Here is an 18,987-nt window from a genome sequence, read left to right as displayed (position 1 = left end):
ACTTTTTTAATACAATAATAGTAACGCTTACATTCCTAGGAGGCTAATCTAATGGCAGCTTACATAACTGATTTATTGATTGTTGCAGTGTTAGTAATTGGAATTACTGCACTTAATGGTGTGTTTACAAACGCGATCGGCGAAAAAATATTCGGTAGAAGTAAAAAAAGTCAATTTGTTGAGATGTCTGACAGAATGTCTGCTAACTTCAAACAAGTTGGTGGCCAAGGCAAATTCCGTAAGAAAACTTATTAATAGTGCAGGTATTAGGTAGAACAAAGGTTTTAGGAAAAGGAAGGGCAAAAGCCCTTTCTTTTTTTTGCTTCAAAAAAGGTTGAGTCTTTAGGAGATGTTTAAGGTATAGTTGGTTCAGTATTCTAAGGAATATTAGATTCAGGGGCTTTGAAAATAAATTTATACCGCACCATTATACACTATTGTTCTTCCTTCTTCTCCACAGCTAGTCCACCCATTCTTCTACCTACCCTTGCCTGCATTGATAATTTTAGAACTTTCATCTTAATTTTCCCTTAATTTCATAATACCTTGTGATTCATTAGAGTTAGATTTTTTACTTTTTCTAATTGGTGAGCACCTTATGAGTTAAAAAATTAATGCTTCTTCAGTCTTTTTTAACTCATGGACCCTTTCTCACCTCTTTACCTTCCAACGATCTACTTCATGTATTAGAAAATTTCATTTAATTTTTATCTACACCTTAATTTAATTCCTCACGTCCTACTCCCTAACCCCAATAAAAAAATGCCTAGCGAATTATTCACTAGGCACTGTTTTTATTTATACATTTGTTGGTAATTTTTAAATTCTGCTTCAGAGCAAAGTACGAAATGTCCTGGACGAACTTCACGTAATTTTGGTTCTTCGTTAGAATAATCGTGTTGAGATGCATCATAAACGATACGTTTACGGTTGCGCTCATAAACTGGATCTGGAAGCGGGATTGCTGATAATAAAGATTTTGTATAAGGATGCATTGGATAATCATATAATTCATTACTATCTGCAAGCTCAACGATTTTACCGTGATACATTACACCGATACGGTCACTAATGTATTTAACCATTGATAAGTCATGGGCAATAAATAAATATGTTAAGCCTTTTTCCTTTTGAAGCTTTTTCATTAAGTTTACAACCTGAGCTTGAATCGATACGTCAAGAGCTGAAATTGGCTCATCGGCAATGATAAAGTCTGGTTGTACAGCAAGTGCTCTTGCAATACCGATACGTTGACGTTGTCCACCTGAGAATTCATGTGGGAAACGATTAGCATGCTCTTTATTTAAACCTACTGTGTCAAGTAAGTCATATACCATTTTTGTACGTTCTTGTCTGTTACGAGCTAAGCCGTGAATATCAATACCTTCAGCAATGATATCAGCAACTTTCATACGCGGGTTAAGTGAAGCGTATGGATCTTGGAATATCATTTGCATACGACGGTTAAATTTCTTTAATTCTTTACTGCTTTTCTTACCATGTACATCTTCACCATCGAAAATTACTTGTCCATCCGTTGCATTGTATAAACGAATGATTGCACGTCCAGTTGTAGATTTACCAGAACCTGATTCACCTACTAAACCGAATGTTTCTCCACGGAAGATGTCAAATGTAACATCATCAATTGCTTTAACAGTTGTTTTACCTGTATTAAAGTATTGTTTTAAATTTTTAACTTCAACTAATTTTTCTGCTGTTTTATTTGACATTTACTTCACCTTCCTTCATTCGTTGAATACGCTTCTTAACGGATTCAGGTGGTTCAACTTTAGGAGCATCCTCATGTAATAACCATGTTGCAGCGTAGTGTGTATCTGACACTTTGAACATAGGAGGTTCCATTTCATAGTCAATTTTTAAAGCATTTGGATTACGTGGTGCAAACGCATCACCTTTTGGAGGATTTAGTAAATCTGGCGGTGTACCAGGAATAGCTACTAATTCTGCTCCTTGTTCATTATCTAAGTCAGGCATTGAAGCTAAAAGTCCCCAAGTATAAGGATGTTTTGGATTGTAGAAAACATCGTCTACAGTTCCAATTTCAACTACTCGACCTGCATACATAACTGCTACTTTATCGGCAACATTCGCTACTACACCTAAATCATGTGTAATAAAGATAATTGCTGAATCAGTTTTTCTTTGAATATCTTTCATTAACTCAAGGATTTGAGCTTGAATTGTAACGTCAAGAGCTGTCGTTGGCTCATCGGCAATTAATAATTTTGGATTACAAGCAAGCGCCATTGCAATAACAACACGTTGTCTCATACCACCTGAAAATTGGTGCGGGTATTGTTTAAAACGATCTTCAGCCTGTGGAATACCAACAAGGTTGATTAATTCAATCGCAATTTTCTTTGCCTCAGTTTTGCTCATTTTTTGGTGCTTCATTAGACCTTCTGTAATTTGATATCCAATCGTTAATACTGGATTTAAAGAAGTCATAGGATCTTGGAAAATCATTGAAATATCTTTTCCACGAATAGCTTGCATTTCTTTTTCGCTTATTTTAGCTAAATCTTTTCCATCGAATAAAATTTCACCGCTTTTAATTTTTCCAGGAGGGTTTGGAATTAACCCCATTAATGCTTTAGATGTTACTGATTTACCTGAACCAGATTCACCTACAATTGCTAATGTCTCACCTTTTTTTAGGTCAAATGAAACTCCGCGTACTGCTTGAACTTCACCAGCATGAGTATAAAAGGAGACACACAGATCTTTTACTTCTAATAATTTACTCATTGTTCATTCTCCTTTCAAAATTACTTACTCGATTTTGGATCTAGAGCGTCGCGTAAGCCGTCAGCAATTAAGTTGAAACTTAAAATTAACAAACTGATTACAATCGCCGGAATAATCATCATATGAGGGAAAGTTTGTAATGACTTAAAGCCATCACTTACTAAAGAACCTAATGATGCTTTTGGTGGTGCAATACCTAAACCAATGAAACTTAAGAACGCTTCAGAGAAGATAGCACTTGGAATTGTAAACATCATCATTACGATAATTGGACCCATAATATTTGGAATTAAGTGTTTTGCAATTAATTGAGTATTAGTCGCACCTAATGTTCTTGAAGCTAAAACGAATTCTTGATTTTTTAATTTTAACATTTGACCACGTACGATACGTGACATACTTACCCAGCCTGTAATAACCATCGCTAAAGCGATTGAAAGAATACCTGGGTTTTTAAAGATCAGGATAAACAAGATTACTACGATTAAATATGGAATACCCATTAAAACTTCGGCGATACGCTGCATGATTGTATCCACTCGTCCACCAAAGAAGCCTGAGATACCACCAAATGTAACACCAATTATCATATCAATTACTGCTGCTAGTAAACCGATTAAGATTGATACACGAGCACCCGCCCATGTTCTTGTGAAAAGGTCACGTCCAAGATCGTCCGTACCAAACCAGTAATTTTCTTTGATTCCCTTTTCTTTATAAACGTCATTTCCATATTGATCATATCCATCAAATGGTAAGAATTTTACATTTGCTAATACACCAATTTTTGGTGGTAATTTTGATCTTTTTAAATCTTGATCTTTGTAAGAATGGCCACTAATCATTGGACCAAATAAAGTGAAGATTAATAAGATGCCTAGGATAATAAAACCTAACATCGCACCTTTATTTTTCATAAAACGTCTTCTTGCATCTTTCCAGAAAGAATCTGAAGGTCTTGAAATTTTATCTGCATTATTTAAATCTACGTTTGCAGGTTGAAATAAATCAGATGAAATTTTTTGAGCTGTATTATTGTTCATTCTTATTTACCTCCTGCTAAACGGATACGTGGATCAATTACACCGTATAAAATATCTACTACGAAAATTACAATTAATAATAATGCACTATAGAAAATTGTTGTACCCATAATTAATGAGTAATCATTTGTTTGGATTGATTGCACGAATTGAGAACCTAATCCAGGTACAGCAAACATATTTTCAATAACTAATGTACCAGTCATTAAGTTTACAGCCATAGGGCCTAAAATTGTAACAACCGGAATTAATGCATTTCTTAATGCGTGTTTAATAACTACGCCAACTTGAGAAATACCTTTTGCTTTTGCAGTTACGATATATTCAGAATTCATTACTTCGATTAATTCAGATCTTGAGAATCGAGCTACCGTTGCGATAACGAATACTGATAATGCAATAGTTGGTAAAATCGTGAATTTAAAGCTTTCCCAATATGCTACTGGGAACCACTTTAGTTGTACTGCTAAATAATATTGTAAGATGGCCCCGAATACGAATGAAGGTATCGAGATCCCTAGAACTGCTAGAACTGTAGCTCCGTAATCAAAAATTGTATTGTTTTTTAATGCTGAAATGATCCCTAAGATTAATCCTATAAATGCTCCTAATAATAAAGCTTGAGCACCTAATTGAGCTGATGGACCAATACGAGTTTTAATCATATCAGTTACTTTACGGTTATCGTATTTATATGAATCTCCTAAATCTCCTGTTGCTAGATTCTTCATGTACGTTGCGTACTGAACTGGTATAGGCTTATCTAACCCATACTTTGCAAAAATAATTTGTTTTTGTTCAGGCGTTAATTTCTCTGGGTTTTTTAATGGAGAACCTGGTAACAACTTCATTAAGAAAAATGTAACTGTACAAATCAAAAATAGTGTGACAAACATGTAAATAAATCTCTGTAGCACGTAACGTCCCACAACAGCACCCCCTTATTAATTTTAAAAATTTTTTTATATTTTTTTTGTTAAAAATGAGAGTAGTTAAAATACTCTTATTTTCATTTCTAGACTGTTTCGATCGCTTTTGCTTCTTGTCCATATTATTCTCAAACATGGATTCAATCATTTAGTCCATTTTTTTCTTTTAATGTAAATTGGTGTAAAAATTTGCTTAAGCTTTTTTCCCAATAATGTAAGCGTATTCGCAATGACGTTATTGGTCAATATTTTTTTTACTCGAAAATTCAAAATTATTATTCTAGACTGATAATTTTAATTAGAAATTCCTGTTCATTTAAAATTGGGATCCTTATTAAAATAGCTCATTCAGATATTTATTCATAAATTTTAGTAAAAAAATGAAAGTATACTTTGATTTCAAAATGCAATTTTAGTATAACAAACTATTTATCGTAACATATCTCACAATCCATGATGTATACCCCCTAAGATGCAATGCAATGTAGGTTAAAATGCAGAAAGTTAATATACAATTCTGAATTTTTATAGTAGAATTTTCGATAGTAATCGATTTTTTTCTACAAATTTTATTATACATTTTTATTAGAGTTTTACAACAATTTTGACAAAATTAAATTAATAAATTTGTTGAAATTAAGAGAATTCTCTTAAAAATGCTAAAAATTAAAATAAAATTGTAAATATTAGTTGAAACTGTTTACAATGTTATTATAGTATAGCAATAATAGGTCTACAATATATAATTCTTTCCAATAGGGGGATCTTAAACTAAATGGCAAAACACTATATTATTAGCGTATTTTCGGGGATATTACTTGCAGCAATCATTTCTCTCACCCAGGGAACATTACATTTTTTCCTTCATTTCACCAATGTTACTTTCTATATTGGACTAACATTATTTGTAATCGGCGGATTCTTATTAATCGTCCAAAGTGGATTCTTTAATATTACTCGTTTTGGAATGCGTAAAGTTTTTGGTACACGTGACAAGCAAATGGCCGAAATGACAGGTGATGAAACACTAACAGTCGATAAGGATATGATTTATAGAAGATATAATTTTTCAATAACAAAGCCTTTACTATGGACGTCCATCACTCTAGTGATCATCTCTTATCTGTTCAGTTTTATCATTATTTATTAAATGATGTATCAGCATCTTGAAAGTTGAATATAATTAAGATATTATCTATAGAAAGTATATAAAAGCTATGACGAAGAGTAGTACACAGAATTGGCATGTTAAGAGAGCTTGTGGATGGTGAAAACAAGTCATGCCTCCTGTCGAATGGGCTTCTGAGCTTCGAACCGAACAGTTTAGTAGGCTTCGACGTAACTCAAACGATAGATGAGGGCATGATTTCATGCATGAGTGATTCCTTAATGGAATAACTAGAGTGGTACCGCGGTTTAATCGTCTCTATGTAAATAGAGAGATTATGCCGCTTTTTTTATTTTAATTAGCTTTTAATTAGGAGGATTTTAAAATGCAAACTATATTTAGCGGAATTCAACCAACATCATCTGGAGGTATTACATTAGGTAACTATTTAGGTGCTGTAAAGCAATTCATTGAATTACAAAATGATTATAACTGTTATTTCTGTATCGTTGATCAACATGCAATTACAGTACCACAAGACAGACTAGCATTACGTAAAAACATTCAAAGTCTTTCTGCAATCTATGTTGCAGCTGGATTAGATCCAGAAAAATCGACAATTTTCATCCAATCAGAAGTTCCAGCGCATGCACAAGCTGGATGGATGATGCAATGTGTTTCGTATATCGGCGAGTTAGAGCGTATGACACAGTTTAAAGATAAATCATCTGGAAAAGATAGTGTATCGGCTGCATTATTAACTTACCCACCTTTAATGGCTGCAGATATCCTTTTATACGGTACTCACTTAGTTCCAGTAGGAGATGACCAAAAGCAGCATTTAGAACTAACACGCGACCTAGCAGAACGTTTCAATAAGAAATACAACGAGATCTTCACAGTACCAGAAGTTAGAATTAGTAAAGACGCTGCTAGAATAATGAGCTTGGCTGAGCCTACTAAAAAAATGAGTAAATCTGATGAAAATCAAAAAGCTACAATCTTTGTTTTAGATGAACCTAAAGTCATTGAAAAGAAAATTAAAAGTGCTGTAACTGACTCTGAAGGAATCGTTAAATATGACAAAGAAAATAAACCTGGTATTTCGAACCTACTAAGCATTTACTCAGCATTTACCGGCGAAACAATCCAAGAGCTAGAAAATAAATACGCTGGTAAAAATTATGGAGAATTTAAACAAGATGTTGCGGATGTAGTTGTAAATGGCTTACGACCATTACAAGAACGATATCAAGAAATCATCTCATCAACTGAATTAGATGATATTTTAGATGCTGGTGCTGCGAAAGCAAATGCAGTTGCAAATAAGATGATTAAAAAGATGGAAAATGCAATGGGATTAGGTCGCAAAAGAAAAAAATAATCACTAATTAAAAGAGTTATCTTAAAGTTACAGAACTTTAGATACTCTTTTTTCTTTGATAATCTAGTTGTAAACAAAGAAAACCCACAAGGAATTTTTATCTCCTTGTGGGTTTGTTCTTTGAGATCTTTTAAGGACCCCGCTTTAATTTACTTTTTGCTCGTGTTCCATTTCCCATAACTTTTCAAAGAAAGGTTGACCTTTAACGATTCTTCCACATAATTGCTCATGACGATCGGACCATCCACTTTTTATTTCATCATATAATTGAGACCAAATATCCTCAAATGTCAAATCCTGTATTTGTTGATACGATGTTGGATTCCACTCAGTGTACCAATATCGGATTTCCGAAGGATTTTTTGACGAATGCAGTTGATCTAATGCCATAAATAATAACTGCTTCAGTTGTCTTTCTTTTCTTGTTAGTCCGCTCATAATAATTGGCGACGGTGACAGTATATGATGTTCTTTATTTTCTTCTGTCATTAAACTATGAAGACTATAGTGACTTTCCTCAAGCTCAGCTGTCATATCATATACCATTTGTTCTTGCCTTGGAATTAAACGGCTTTTTCTAATTGGAATATTATATCCAATTGTGTCCACCGCAATAATTCCATTACCATCTGTTACTACAAAGCAATAATCTAACTGAATACGTTCATGGTTCTTTCTTACATAGGACTTTTGAAACACTTCTGTTAATAGACCGGATGGAAGCTCTAATAGTTCATTTTCAATATACTGATAGATCTCTGGAGTAACTTTAATGACTGGAACTTGGTCTAATAATTCAACACTATCATCTTTTCTCCATTCAAAAAAATGACAGACATTGTAACCATTTTCTTCACCTTCAAACCAATTGACCCATACATCATGTAAATACAACATTTACTACCCCTCACTTCACAACTGTATGTAACTTTCAGTATGGTCAGTGATTCACTAAATTATTCCATTTATCCACTGAATTACAAAAAGTGTTTTAACAAACTGAATAAATAATGGCCAAAAAAGCATTAAAATATCAATGTTCTAGATATTTTTGATGATTTTTACATGTCCATTCATTACAACTAATTTGGAATCGTTTGCACTCAAAGTGTAATATATTGAATCGCATTTTCCTTAATCTTTTTACTTGGCGTTCGTAAAAGAATTTCAGTTGACCATTCTGTTTGTTCTGTACAACTTTTAACAATGTCATATCCAACACTGTAACCCAATAATTTTGGAATTCCGTTCCCACCATACAAGTATTTTGAAAAGTCATCATCATTACTTGTTAAATTAAGTTTATCAATTAAATATCTTTTATAATAAATTTCACATTGCGCAGAAGAATACTGATTTGTCCATGGCGCTTGTACCGCTTCACCGTACTTATCTAAAACTGCAGTTTCTGCTAACCCTTCTAAAATCATTGCATCTAGTAATGTGACTTTTTTGTTTTTATATAACTTAGTCAATCTTACAATATGATGATACTCATGTAATAATACTGCTTTATGTTGCAAAATTCCTTCTAATGGAGATAAAAATAAACAAATACAATTTTTATATGCTATTCCACCTCTATGATAAGTCTTGTTTTTAAACATACTTCTCGTTTGGTGACAAGGTAAAATAAATATAGGTAAGTCAGGTCCATTAAATTCTTTTTTTAATTTCTCAAACTCATCCGATAGGCTTTTCCATATATTTTTTTCATACAAACTAGTCAGATCATCCTTACTTTCTATTGTCAACTTTGATAAACCATGGGAAAGAAGATACTTATACAAACTATCCTCATCGTATTTTGGGAAATAAGGTAGTAGTTTTTTCATAACTTCTTGTTTACTTCCAATAAAATCAATCCATTTATACGTTGGCATTATCCCAAGTTAATCACCTCAATTTATATAAAGTATGATATTTACCCACTAAAAGTTACAAAAACAAGAGCATGAAAATAAATATTGAACGAATTTACCATTCCCCTTATTTTTTATCCAAATAAAAAAAGCTCAGGTAAAAACCTAAGCTTTTTTAAATGATTGATTAATTTATTTAGTAAACTCTTTAAATGCTAATGTTACGTTATGTCCACCAAACCCTAGTGAGTTTGAGATAGCCGCTTTTACATCAAATGGTCTAGAAACATTTGGTACATAATCTAAATCGCATTCGCTATCAGTTTCTTGGTGGTTAATTGTTGGAGCAATTACTTTATTGTGAATTGTTAACGCCGTAATGATTGCTTCAATACCACCAGCTGCTCCAAGCATATGACCAGTCATAGATTTTGTTGAACTGATCGGTACATTGTACGCATGTTCTCCAAATACTTCTTTAATCGCCATTGTTTCAAATTTATCGTTTAATTCAGTACTTGTTCCGTGTGCATTGATATAATGTACGTCTTCAACTGATAAACCTGCATCATCTAATGCCATTCTCATTGCGCGTGCTCCACCTTCTCCGCCTGGAGCTGGTGCTGTAATGTGGTGTGCATCACCAGTTGTTCCATATCCAACGATTTCAGCATAAATTTTCGCACCACGAGCTAATGCATGTTCTAATTCTTCAAGGAATACAATACCTGCACCCTCACCAATAATAAAGCCATCACGAGCATTGTCAAATGGACGACATGCTGAAACTGGATCTGGATTTAATGATAGAGCTCTAGCAGCACAGAAACCTGCAAGACCCATATCAGTAATCGGTGCTTCTGCACCACCAGTAATCATTCCAACTGCATCGCCACGTTGAATAATTTTAAATGCATCACCAATCGAACTTGCACCAGAAGCACAAGCTGTAACTGTACATCCGTTTGGACCTTTAGCTCCTGTTAAGATTGAGACTTGTCCAGATGCCATGTCTGGGATTAGCATTGGGATGAAGAATGGACTTACACGACGTGCACCTTTTGATTTGAAAGTATTAAACTGTTCTTCATAAGTTTCCATTCCACCGATTCCAGAACCGATCCACACACCAACTTTAGGAGCGCTCTCTTCATTGATTATAAAGTTAGCATCCTCTAACGCCATTTTCGAAGCCGCGATTGCGTAGTGAGTAAAACGGTCCATACGTTTTACTTCTTTTTTATCAATATATTTTTCAGGATCAAAGTCTTTTACTTCTCCTGCAACTTTTACTGGAAAATCATCTGGATTTTTTCGAGTTAAAGGTCCAATTCCACTCTTTCCATTCATTAAACTTTCCCATATTGTATCTATATCATTACCGATAGGCGATACCGCACCTATACCAGTGATAACAACTCGTTTATTCATATCAAAAAATCTCCCTTCGAACTAGATTATCTTCCGAATCGAAGTGCAATTGCACCCCATGTTAATCCGCCGCCAAATCCAACCAATACTAATACATCGTCTTCTTTAATATTACCATTTTTATACTCTTCTACCAATGCAATCGGAATTGAAGATGAAGAAGTATTACCATGGCGATCTATAATCACACTCATTTTTTCCTTAGGAAGCTGTAATCTTTCTCTTGCTGCATCCATAATACGTGTATTTGCCTGATGAGGAATTAAGAAGTCTACTTCTTCTTTTGTTAATCCAGCTAACTTTAATACACTCTCACAAGAATCTCCCATTTGACGAACTGCAAATTTAAAGACTTCTCGTCCATTCATTATTAAGTGGTCCCCACCTTTATAAAGGTGTTTTCCACCTGTTCCATCTGCACCTAGTTCATAAGAAAGAATTCCTCTTCCATCACTTACTGGTCCGATAATCGCTGCACCTGCACCGTCACCAAATAAAACTGCCGTATTTCGATCTTCCCAGTTAACAATTTTAGTTAACTTTTCAGCTCCGATTACAAGAATTCTACTATATGTACCAGTATTTACAAACTGAGCTGCAGTAACAACTCCATAAATAAACCCAGCACAAGCAGCGCTAATATCCATTGCGGCAGCATTTTTCGCTCCAAGTTTTTCTTGAATTACACATGCAACAGATGGAAACGACTTATCTGGTGTAACAGTACCAACTAAAATTAAGTCAAGTTCTTCAGCTTTAACATCCGCATCTTTCAATGCCGCTACTGCAGCTTCATATGCTAAATCAGAAGTATCTTGTTCGTCACTAGCAATTCTTCTTTCCTTAATACCCGTACGACTAACAATCCACTCATCTGAAGTATCCATCATTTGTTCTAAATCATAATTTGTTAATTTTTTTTCGGGTACGTATGAGCCAATACCTAAAATTCCAGCATTCATAATAATATCCCGCCTTAGTTTTTTATTTTTTTATGTCTTATTATTATTACCTGGTACTAATTTTATGAAATAAAAAGTACTTTGTCTACATTTTTATCTCTTAAAAGCTAGAGTAAGTTAAAAAGAGTGATCTTTCATATAAAAACACGGCATATAGTACAGTTTACATACTTTGCACTATATAAAATTCATCGATTAGCAAGCCTTTAGATGAAATTTGACGTGTAATTGCAATTATACTTATACCTAAAATTGGAAAGTACGTCAATTTTTCTTCATAATCTATAAAGAAAACTCACTGATTTGATTGGCGAACCGACAGGCGTAGACAGAGGCGCATTTGCACTTATACTTATACCTAAAATTGGCATCTACATCGACTTTTCTTCACCGTTGCCAATTTATACTTTCTTAATATGCAAAAAAGGAAACAGTTCAAAAAGAACCATTTCCTTCGATTCAGCCTTTTGAATTTATCACAATTCATTTTAATTAGTAAAGATGAAAATGTTGTTGAATTTGCTGCTTTTGTTTTTGTATACCTTCTTCTAGTGAAGTAGTATTAATAATTACAAAAGGAGTTGCACCTTTATAATTTCTCATCTGTGAGAACTTTATTCCATCAATCATATTTTGTATTCCAGTGAAATTACCCTCTTCTGGTAAGTACATACATTGTTTCGCCGTAATAAAATATTTACTTTCCTTTAATTCTTTCTCAGAAATAATTCTTATTGCTTTTCCTACATCTTCTACAAATAGAATTTCATTCGATCCGTATACATTTTTCTTTGAATCATTTCTTTTGCCTAAGTCTTGAACGATTAATTCATGTACTAAACCGGAAGATGGCTCCCAAGGTCCATATAAAGATGGAATTTCAATAAACGTAATATTACTATTCAAATTCTCACTTAAATCATTTATATTTCTTTCAAATGTTGATAATTCATTATTTGCAGATAATAAGATTATTAGGTCTTTGCATTTTGTACTAATATTGTTAAAGATTGAATCTTTTAACTCCATATCTTTTGTCGTACCTTTTAACTTTAATTCATCATAATAATGGCAAATAAAAACGGTATCATATCGCTCATTCTCTGACAAAAATTGTTCCTCATCTAAAAAAACAACTCTTGCGTTTCTACCAATGGAGAAAATCTTCTCTTCACTAATTAATTCACTTTCATTCCCTCTATCCACCATTACTGCTGTTACATCAGTATACTCCATTAATTGACAGACCAGCTCATATCCTATAAACCCACTAGAACCAATAACCGCACACCTTTTCATTATTAACCTCCTTCTTTTCAGAAATTTACATCAAATAAAATTAGCTTATAATATAGTCTGATGTTTCTTCAAAAACCTAATTAAGTTCTTTCCACAGTCATATTTCTTCTCTTCTAACGAAATCAAAATTGAAATAGGTAAATTATTTTTATTCCGCTCTTCTTCTAGTAGTCGAATATCTCGTTTCCATTTAAAATGATTTCTTGTAGTTGAATAGATTTTAATTGGTGAGATGGTTTCGTAGAAAAAACATTCTCTATCTATAACCATATAGAGGTCTGAGACTTTATATGCTTTTAAAATTTCATGAACTGTTCTCTTATAGAAAAATTTATTTTCTAGTTCTAAATCTAATTCATTTTTTAAATTTAATGATGGATTTAATAATGAAATACTTCTAACTTTACCTTTTAAATAACCAAGTAATTTACATACGACTAATGCGCCTGTACCTTCCCCAATTATATGAATAAATGGATTCAATATTTCTTTTCTTAAAACTGAATGGTATAAGCTTTCGGCTAATGCGACAGCATCATCAGAACCCCAATTTTTTCCATATAAATTTGAAGTGAACACTGTATACCCTTCATCTGTTAATGTTGATAATAACTTCTTTTTATCAAAATGCTGCAATAAGCAACTGTGACTACTATCCACATAGTGCGTATTCCCACCGATATAGAGAACTCCGAAACCATTCGGTCTAATAGGTAGATGAATAACTGCATATTGATCTTCTTGTTTAAAAAATCTCTCAGTTACAGGCATTCCTATCACCTTATTATTAATGTATTATTTTTGGGGAATTATAAAATAGGCATAAAAATATCCCTAAGTTATTTTTTTAATTAAAACTTTTTAATTATAACTTCAATTATCAATTTTCTAGGTATATAATATGATAAGAACCAACTAGATAGGAGTGATTAAAGTGCGTTTTATTATGACATTGTTCTGGAGCTTTATTTTATGCCAAATGGGAGCTTATGTTTTAAGTTCAATGACTGGCGGAGAATATAATTTCACTACTGCTTCAATTATGGCTGTTGTATTATCAGTAGCGATTTCAGTTATTAGCGAAGCATTAATTCCAAATGAACCTGTTGCAAAACACCACTAAAATCTATATATAACATATGTTGTAGCACCCAAAAATGTTCAACTTGGTACATACATATGCCACCATTTATGGTTATAGATTATTAATAGAATCCAAAAATCCCGACTTCTTTTTTGAAATTTTGGATGTTGTGAACTAAAAAAAGCGCATCGATCAAATAATCGAAAGCGCTTTTTTATTACCTTTTTTTTAAAACATTACTTAATAAATTATTTAAACTTTGATTTGTATGACCATTTTCTATTATGGTTTTGTGTTTCAGGAAAAACTTCTCCGGCTTGAAGTTTAATTTGTTTTGGTCGATTTACATTACTTCCTGTTTCACCGATTTCTACGTATATCCCATTATTCGGTGCTTTATCACCTGGTCGAAATTGATGTGCTTGTCCCATGGTCCATTCCTCCTTTTATTTAGGTTCTTATTGTTCCTCTAAAATAAAAGTTATTTCTTTTAAAAAGATGGTATTATTAGTAATTATTGGCGTAAAATCCAATAATATTTTTTCTTTAATAGATGAAAATTAAAACATAAAAAGGTGATGAATATGAAAACAAAACACTTAATTGCACTCGACTTAGACGGCACCTTACTCACGGATGAAAAAACAATATCCGAACGAACTTTAAAAGCGATTCAAAAGTTGAAAAATGCAGGTCATGAAGTATGCATTTCAACAGGAAGACCTTATAGAGCAAGTAAAATGTATTACGAACAATTGAATCTTACAACTCCAATTGTAAATTTTAACGGTGCTTATGTTCATCACCCATTAGATAATTCATGGGGAGTTTTTCACGAATCTCTACCATTAGACGTTGCAAAAGAAGTCATAAGTTCTTGTAAAGAATATGAATTAAAAAATATGTACGCTGAAGTAATGGATGATGTTTATGCACATAAACATGAAGAGGAAATTATCCCACTTTTCCATTATTTAAAAGAAGATATTATTCACGGCGATTTAGTTAATAATCTTAAACAAGCACCAACTTGCCTTTTAATTGATAGTGAAGAGCATCATGTCGCAAGCATTCGTAACCATTTATCGGATGTACATGCTGAAGTAATTGATCATCGTCGTTGGGCTGCACCACATCATATTATAGAAATTGTTAAAGCTGGTATGAATAAAGCGATTGGCTTGCAAAAGGTAGCCTCATACTACAATATTCCCCGAAAAAATATTATTGCTTTTGGCGATGAAGATAACGATTTAGAAATGATTGAATATGCTGGACATGGGGTCGCTATGGAAAATGCTATACAACAATTAAAAAACTTAGCAAAACACACAACCCTCTCTAATCAAAATGATGGAATTGCTATTTTCTTGGAAGATTTTTTTAATTTAAAATCATAACTAAACTAAATATATGTAATTAATAACAATCTCAGTAATAATAACCAATCATAATAATTTATTATTTGTGCAATCTATAAAGGACTTCAACAAAAGGATTATCTAATTTTTGATATCGATCAATTACTATTGGAAGTTCTTAATGAAGTCAACAAAAAAAGCTTTCCTATTTTGGAGGGATTTCTCATGGGCAAAAGTAATAAGTCTAAGCGCTTTATTCAACAAAGTTCTGATTCTGTTACAAAATACTCTGAAAAGTTCCCTTATCACTTCACATTAGCTGAAGCTGAAGAGCGAAAAGCGAATAATAGTCAAAGCTTCAATGCGTAAGCATTAAAATAGAAACAACCGTGGATTATTCCATGGTTGTTTTCTATTTTTTCGTACATACCCGCTGCTCTATTTAAATTGTTGCAATGTAATTGACATTGATTTTAAAATTTGATCATCATTGCCTTTTTCGTAAATCTCAAGTGTAACAGTACCATTAGAAGGTAAAACCTCTTTTGGAATATTTACATTAAAATCAATTAAATTGACTGTACCAGATTTCATTTTAATTGGTAGCTTTGTTTCATCAATTAAATTATTATGTCCATCCTCAACTGAGTAATAAATTGTATCCTTGTCTGATATATACATCCCTTTAACTGCGTATTGACCATTTTCGCCACTTACAATAATCTTCGAGTCCTCTTCGTTCACAGCTGAACTTTGATGATAAGAAAAAGGTTGTGAAACAAGTTTAATCCCACCATTCAGATCCTCATCATTAACTTTTGTTGAAACAAAATTTGCAGTGATCTCGTAATTACCATACGGAAGTTTTTTATTAACGAAATTTACTTTCTCTTCCCAAACCTGTGTCTTACCTTCTGGAATAGTTATATTAGTAAGCACTTGAGCATACATCATATCTTTTGAAGATTGATAAACAACTTGCCCACTTTCATCTTTAATTGTAAAATCGACTATTTGTGATGATGAGAATGAAAAATTTGCAGGGATTGTATTCCCATTGTGAAGTGAATATTTCATTGTAACTTGGCCATTCGCTTCAGTAACTTCTAGCTTTGGTGAAAATTTTTCCACATCTATACTATTATTTTGAGTTACTGTTTCTTTAGTACTTGATGCTGGTTTTACTTCCTTTTCACTATTTGCACCACATGCCGAAAGAAGCAGTGTACAAGCTAACAAGAGAATCGCTCCCTTTTTCAAAATAATCCCCACCTTTTTAAGATCCTTTTGCTAAATTATACCAAAGAAACTAGAAATTATTTTCAACAATTAAGTGAAATATTTTATTTTATCTCGTTCATCCACAAAAATAAAACTCCTACTATCGCCTCTTAAAGTATTTCCAATCATATTCCATGTCTTACTACCATCTCCTCTATAAAAACTATTCTTATTAGATTAATGTAGATTAGGGAGTAAAAATAAAAAAATGGGTTATGTAATCCATTTTCTAGGAGGAATAAAATGAATAAAGAAGTCATTCCAGTTAATGAAATCACAAATTTCAAATCACGTTCAGACGAATTTTTTCCAATTGAATGGTATAAAGATATGTTGAAACATCATCCTATTTATTATCATGAAAATACAAATACATGGAATTTATTTAAGTATGAGCATGTAAAACAAGTGTTAAGTAACTATGAATACTTTTCAAGCGAAGGTACTAGAACGACTATTTTTGTTGGAGCTAAAAACAAACAAGAACAATCTTCTATAACTAACATTACAAATATAGATCCTCCAAATCATAGAAAGAGCCGCTCTTTATTAGCAGCAGCTTTCACTCCTCGCAGTTTAATAAACTGGGAACCGCGTATTCAACAAATTGCAACCGAACTTGTAAATGACATTCAAGAAAACTCTATTGTAAATATTGTTGAAGCACTTGCATCCCCTCTGCCAAGTTTAGTTATCGCTGATTTATTTGGGGTACCAATTCAAGATCGATATCAATTTAAAAAATGGGTAGATATCCTTTTCCAACCTTATGACCAAGAAAGACTTGATGAAATTGAGTTACAAAAACAACAGGCTGCAAAAGAATACTTCCAATTCTTATACCCAATTGTCGTTCAAAAAAGATCGAATCTTTCCGATGATATTATCTCAGACTTACTCCAAGCTGAGGTAGATGGTGAAAAATTTACAGATGACGAAATTGTCCAAGTTACAATGTTACTCTTAGGTGTGGTGTTGAAACAACAAGCCATGCGATAGCGAATACTTTTTATTCATTGCTTTATGATGATGAGTTATTATACGGAGAGCTAAGAAGTAATATGGAATTAGTACCAAACGCAGTCGAAGAAATGCTACGATATCGCTTCCATATGTCTAGAAGAGATCGCACAGTCAAACAAGACAATAATTTACTAGGTATAGATTTAAAAAAAGGAGATGTTGTTATAGCTTGGATGAGTGCATGCAACATGGACGAAAGTATGTTTGAAGACCCATTCTCTATACATATTCATCGTTCTAACAATAAAAAACATTTAACTTTCGGAAATGGTCCTCATTTCTGTTTAGGGGCACCTCTTGCGCGATTGGAAATGAAAATTGCATTAGAGGCCTTCTTAACAAAGTTTTCTTCTATTGCACTGGTGGAAGGATTTGAATTGGAAAAAAATTTAACAGCTTCAGCTACTGGACAGTCTTTAACTTCCTTGCCAATGAAAGTTTATAAATAAGAAATTAAAAAAGAATATAGAAATGAAAAATGACTAGCAATTTTAACTTTTGCTAGTCATAACATTTTTTTAAATCTTTCTAAATTCCCCTAGCACATCAACTGTTTGTACTACGTTTGTAAAAGCTTTTGGGTCTACCTTTTTTATAATACGTTCTAAATCGTATAATTCGTAACGAGATAAAACAATCATTAATATATCTTTATCTTGTTTCGTAAACGCCCCAGTAGCGTTCATTTGCGTAATTCCACGAACAAGCTTCGCATGAATTTCTTTTCTTAGTTCTTCACCTTTAGTTGTAATAATCATTGCTGTTAGCTTAACATGACTTGTATGAACACTATCTATTACACGAGTAGTAACATATAAGTTGATTAAAGTATAAAGAGCTTTTTCCATTCCATATAGCTGACCAGCAGTAATAATAATGATTGCATTAAACAAGAAGAAATACGTTCCTACTGGTTTACCTTTTGATTTCGAAAGAACTAAGGCAATGATATCTAATCCACCAGTAGAGCCACCAAATTTTAATGTCATACCGATTCCAATCGCAGCAATTAAACCACCGAACACGGCATTAAGTAGAATATCACTAGAAAAAAGATGTTTAACAGGTAATATTTCTAAAAATAATGTCATTACACCTACACTAAAGAAACTGAAAAAAGTAAATGAACGACCAACTTTTTTCCAAGCTAAAACGATAACTGGAATGTTTAATAACGCCAATAAAATCCCCGTTGTTACTGTAAACGGCGTGTAGTCAGTAATAATATTTGAAAGTAATTGCGCAAGTCCCGCAAAACCACTTGAATAAACATTAGCAGGGATTAAAAAACAATTCATTGCAAATGCATTTAAGAAACCACCGACTATTACTACGACTAACTTAAATAAAAGCTCTTTATTTCTTTCCACCAACTCAGATCCTCCTAAAAACAAAATAACCAATCTCTCTATATAAAAAAGTTGAAACCATAAAATAAAACCTTACTT

19 protein-coding genes, 1 pseudogene and 1 other annotated feature are annotated in these 18,987 nt (G+C 32.8%); of the genes and pseudogenes, 7 read left to right on the top strand and 13 right to left on the bottom strand.

Annotated features, from left to right (window positions below; translation table 11 throughout):
* The first annotated feature begins 51 nt into the window (after positions 1–51).
* Complete coding sequence (locus tag CN692_RS01505) at positions 52–255, top strand: hypothetical protein (RefSeq protein ID WP_056473635.1); 204 nt, start codon at positions 52–54, stop codon at positions 253–255.
* Positions 256–794: 539 nt separating this feature from the next.
* Here the strand turns inward: CN692_RS01505 and CN692_RS01500 are convergent.
* From CN692_RS01500 to opp3b, 4 genes are read right to left on the bottom strand one after another with little or no spacing between them, the layout of a single operon-like run.
* Positions 795–1,733, bottom strand: coding sequence for an ABC transporter ATP-binding protein (locus tag CN692_RS01500; protein ID WP_098117236.1), 939 nt, complete (start codon positions 1,731–1,733; stop codon positions 795–797).
* On the bottom strand, positions 1,723–2,772 hold the full coding sequence (locus CN692_RS01495) for an ABC transporter ATP-binding protein (RefSeq protein WP_098117235.1): 1,050 nt from the start codon (positions 2,770–2,772) through the stop codon (positions 1,723–1,725). Before CN692_RS01495 ends, CN692_RS01500 begins: the two co-directional genes overlap by 11 nt.
* Before the next feature lie 20 nt (positions 2,773–2,792).
* The gene (opp3C, locus tag CN692_RS01490; protein WP_098117234.1) at positions 2,793–3,815 is read right to left on the bottom strand and encodes an oligopeptide ABC transporter permease; all 1,023 of its coding nucleotides are present in this window, start codon (positions 3,813–3,815) and stop codon (positions 2,793–2,795) included.
* Between the two features lie 2 nt (positions 3,816–3,817).
* A complete protein-coding gene (gene opp3b, locus CN692_RS01485) occupies positions 3,818–4,744 on the bottom strand; it encodes an oligopeptide ABC transporter permease (RefSeq protein WP_098117233.1) in 927 nt (308 codons plus the stop codon).
* Positions 4,745–5,519: 775 nt separating this feature from the next.
* Here opp3b and CN692_RS01480 point away from each other — a divergent pair.
* Both CN692_RS01480 and trpS read left to right on the top strand, forming a co-directional pair.
* Entirely contained in the window at positions 5,520–5,894 is a 375-nt protein-coding gene (locus tag CN692_RS01480) for a DUF3899 domain-containing protein (protein WP_098117232.1), read from the top strand.
* 58 nt (positions 5,895–5,952) lie between these two features.
* Positions 5,953–6,175, top strand: a binding site (T-box leader).
* 62 nt (positions 6,176–6,237) lie between these two features.
* Positions 6,238–7,236, top strand: coding sequence for a tryptophan--tRNA ligase (gene trpS / locus CN692_RS01475; protein ID WP_098117231.1), 999 nt, complete (start codon positions 6,238–6,240; stop codon positions 7,234–7,236).
* 144 nt (positions 7,237–7,380) lie between these two features.
* On the opposite strand, the gene CN692_RS01470 is transcribed toward trpS, so the two are convergent.
* The 6 genes from CN692_RS01470 to CN692_RS01445 all read right to left on the bottom strand — a co-directional run bounded on the left by CN692_RS01470 (position 7,381) and on the right by CN692_RS01445 (position 13,561).
* Entirely contained in the window at positions 7,381–8,133 is a 753-nt protein-coding gene (locus tag CN692_RS01470) for a YjbA family protein (RefSeq protein WP_098117230.1), read from the bottom strand.
* 206 nt (positions 8,134–8,339) lie between these two features.
* Positions 8,340–9,119: a DUF2268 domain-containing protein gene (locus CN692_RS01465; RefSeq protein WP_098117229.1), complete on the bottom strand. Its 780-nt coding sequence runs from the start codon at positions 9,117–9,119 to the stop codon at positions 8,340–8,342.
* A gap of 171 nt (positions 9,120–9,290) precedes the next feature.
* Positions 9,291–10,529 carry a beta-ketoacyl-ACP synthase II gene (gene fabF / locus CN692_RS01460; RefSeq protein WP_098117228.1) on the bottom strand — a complete coding sequence of 413 codons (1,239 nt, stop codon included), beginning with the start codon at positions 10,527–10,529 and terminating at the stop codon, positions 9,291–9,293.
* Positions 10,530–10,555: 26 nt separating this feature from the next.
* On the bottom strand, positions 10,556–11,491 hold the full coding sequence (locus CN692_RS01455; RefSeq protein ID WP_098117227.1) for a beta-ketoacyl-ACP synthase III: 936 nt from the start codon (positions 11,489–11,491) through the stop codon (positions 10,556–10,558).
* Between the two features lie 492 nt (positions 11,492–11,983).
* Positions 11,984–12,790: a hypothetical protein gene (locus tag CN692_RS01450; protein ID WP_098117226.1), complete on the bottom strand. Its 807-nt coding sequence runs from the start codon at positions 12,788–12,790 to the stop codon at positions 11,984–11,986.
* Between the two features lie 45 nt (positions 12,791–12,835).
* Positions 12,836–13,561, bottom strand: a complete 726-nt coding sequence (locus tag CN692_RS01445; protein WP_098117225.1) for an alpha/beta hydrolase — start codon at positions 13,559–13,561, stop codon at positions 12,836–12,838.
* A 163-nt stretch (positions 13,562–13,724) separates the two neighbouring features.
* Between CN692_RS01445 and CN692_RS01440 the strand changes: the two genes are divergently transcribed.
* Entirely contained in the window at positions 13,725–13,913 is a 189-nt protein-coding gene (locus CN692_RS01440) for a YjzD family protein (protein WP_098117224.1), read from the top strand.
* Between the two features lie 209 nt (positions 13,914–14,122).
* Here the strand turns inward: CN692_RS01440 and CN692_RS01435 are convergent, their stop codons facing one another.
* Positions 14,123–14,305, bottom strand: coding sequence for a YjzC family protein (locus tag CN692_RS01435; RefSeq protein ID WP_098117223.1), 183 nt, complete (start codon positions 14,303–14,305; stop codon positions 14,123–14,125).
* 153 nt (positions 14,306–14,458) lie between these two features.
* Between CN692_RS01435 and CN692_RS01430 the strand changes: the two genes are divergently transcribed.
* Both CN692_RS01430 and CN692_RS25955 read left to right on the top strand, forming a co-directional pair.
* The gene (locus tag CN692_RS01430; RefSeq protein WP_098117222.1) at positions 14,459–15,274 is read left to right on the top strand and encodes a Cof-type HAD-IIB family hydrolase; all 816 of its coding nucleotides are present in this window, start codon (positions 14,459–14,461) and stop codon (positions 15,272–15,274) included.
* 186 nt (positions 15,275–15,460) lie between these two features.
* Positions 15,461–15,604: a hypothetical protein gene (locus CN692_RS25955; protein ID WP_172445653.1), complete on the top strand. Its 144-nt coding sequence runs from the start codon at positions 15,461–15,463 to the stop codon at positions 15,602–15,604.
* Between the two features lie 69 nt (positions 15,605–15,673).
* Here the strand turns inward: CN692_RS25955 and CN692_RS01425 are convergent, their stop codons facing one another.
* Entirely contained in the window at positions 15,674–16,495 is an 822-nt protein-coding gene (locus tag CN692_RS01425; protein ID WP_098117221.1) for a BsuPI-related putative proteinase inhibitor, read from the bottom strand.
* A 264-nt stretch (positions 16,496–16,759) separates the two neighbouring features.
* On the opposite strand from CN692_RS01425, the pseudogene CN692_RS01420 reads away from it, so the two are divergent.
* Positions 16,760–17,988 (top strand): annotated as a pseudogene (locus tag CN692_RS01420) (cytochrome P450).
* Between the two features lie 69 nt (positions 17,989–18,057).
* On the opposite strand, the gene CN692_RS01415 reads toward CN692_RS01420, so the two are convergent.
* Positions 18,058–18,909: a YitT family protein gene (locus CN692_RS01415; protein WP_373605003.1), complete on the bottom strand. Its 852-nt coding sequence runs from the start codon at positions 18,907–18,909 to the stop codon at positions 18,058–18,060.
* Positions 18,910–18,987: the final 78 nt, after the last annotated feature.

This window comes from Bacillus sp. AFS002410 (genome assembly GCF_002556365.1).
Lineage (GTDB): Bacteria > Bacillota > Bacilli > Bacillales > Bacillaceae_G > Gottfriedia.
The sequence above is the reverse complement of the archived record's forward strand: the minus strand, read 5'-3'. Positions and strand labels throughout refer to the sequence as shown.

Coding starts and splice junctions, on each gene's coding strand:
- CN692_RS01505 (WP_056473635.1), top strand. CDS start 52: ATGGCAGCTTACATAACTGATTTATTGATTGTTGCAGTGTTAGTAATT.
- CN692_RS01500 (WP_098117236.1), bottom strand. CDS start 1,733: ATGTCAAATAAAACAGCAGAAAAATTAGTTGAAGTTAAAAATTTAAAA.
- CN692_RS01495 (WP_098117235.1), bottom strand. CDS start 2,772: ATGAGTAAATTATTAGAAGTAAAAGATCTGTGTGTCTCCTTTTATACT.
- opp3C (WP_098117234.1), bottom strand. CDS start 3,815: ATGAACAATAATACAGCTCAAAAAATTTCATCTGATTTATTTCAACCT.
- CN692_RS01480 (WP_098117232.1), top strand. CDS start 5,520: ATGGCAAAACACTATATTATTAGCGTATTTTCGGGGATATTACTTGCA.
- trpS (WP_098117231.1), top strand. CDS start 6,238: ATGCAAACTATATTTAGCGGAATTCAACCAACATCATCTGGAGGTATT.
- CN692_RS01470 (WP_098117230.1), bottom strand. CDS start 8,133: ATGTTGTATTTACATGATGTATGGGTCAATTGGTTTGAAGGTGAAGAA.
- CN692_RS01465 (WP_098117229.1), bottom strand. CDS start 9,119: ATGCCAACGTATAAATGGATTGATTTTATTGGAAGTAAACAAGAAGTT.
- fabF (WP_098117228.1), bottom strand. CDS start 10,529: ATGAATAAACGAGTTGTTATCACTGGTATAGGTGCGGTATCGCCTATC.
- CN692_RS01455 (WP_098117227.1), bottom strand. CDS start 11,491: ATGAATGCTGGAATTTTAGGTATTGGCTCATACGTACCCGAAAAAAAA.
- CN692_RS01450 (WP_098117226.1), bottom strand. CDS start 12,790: ATGAAAAGGTGTGCGGTTATTGGTTCTAGTGGGTTTATAGGATATGAG.
- CN692_RS01445 (WP_098117225.1), bottom strand. CDS start 13,561: ATGCCTGTAACTGAGAGATTTTTTAAACAAGAAGATCAATATGCAGTT.
- CN692_RS01435 (WP_098117223.1), bottom strand. CDS start 14,305: ATGGGACAAGCACATCAATTTCGACCAGGTGATAAAGCACCGAATAAT.
- CN692_RS01430 (WP_098117222.1), top strand. CDS start 14,459: ATGAAAACAAAACACTTAATTGCACTCGACTTAGACGGCACCTTACTC.
- CN692_RS25955 (WP_172445653.1), top strand. CDS start 15,461: ATGGGCAAAAGTAATAAGTCTAAGCGCTTTATTCAACAAAGTTCTGAT.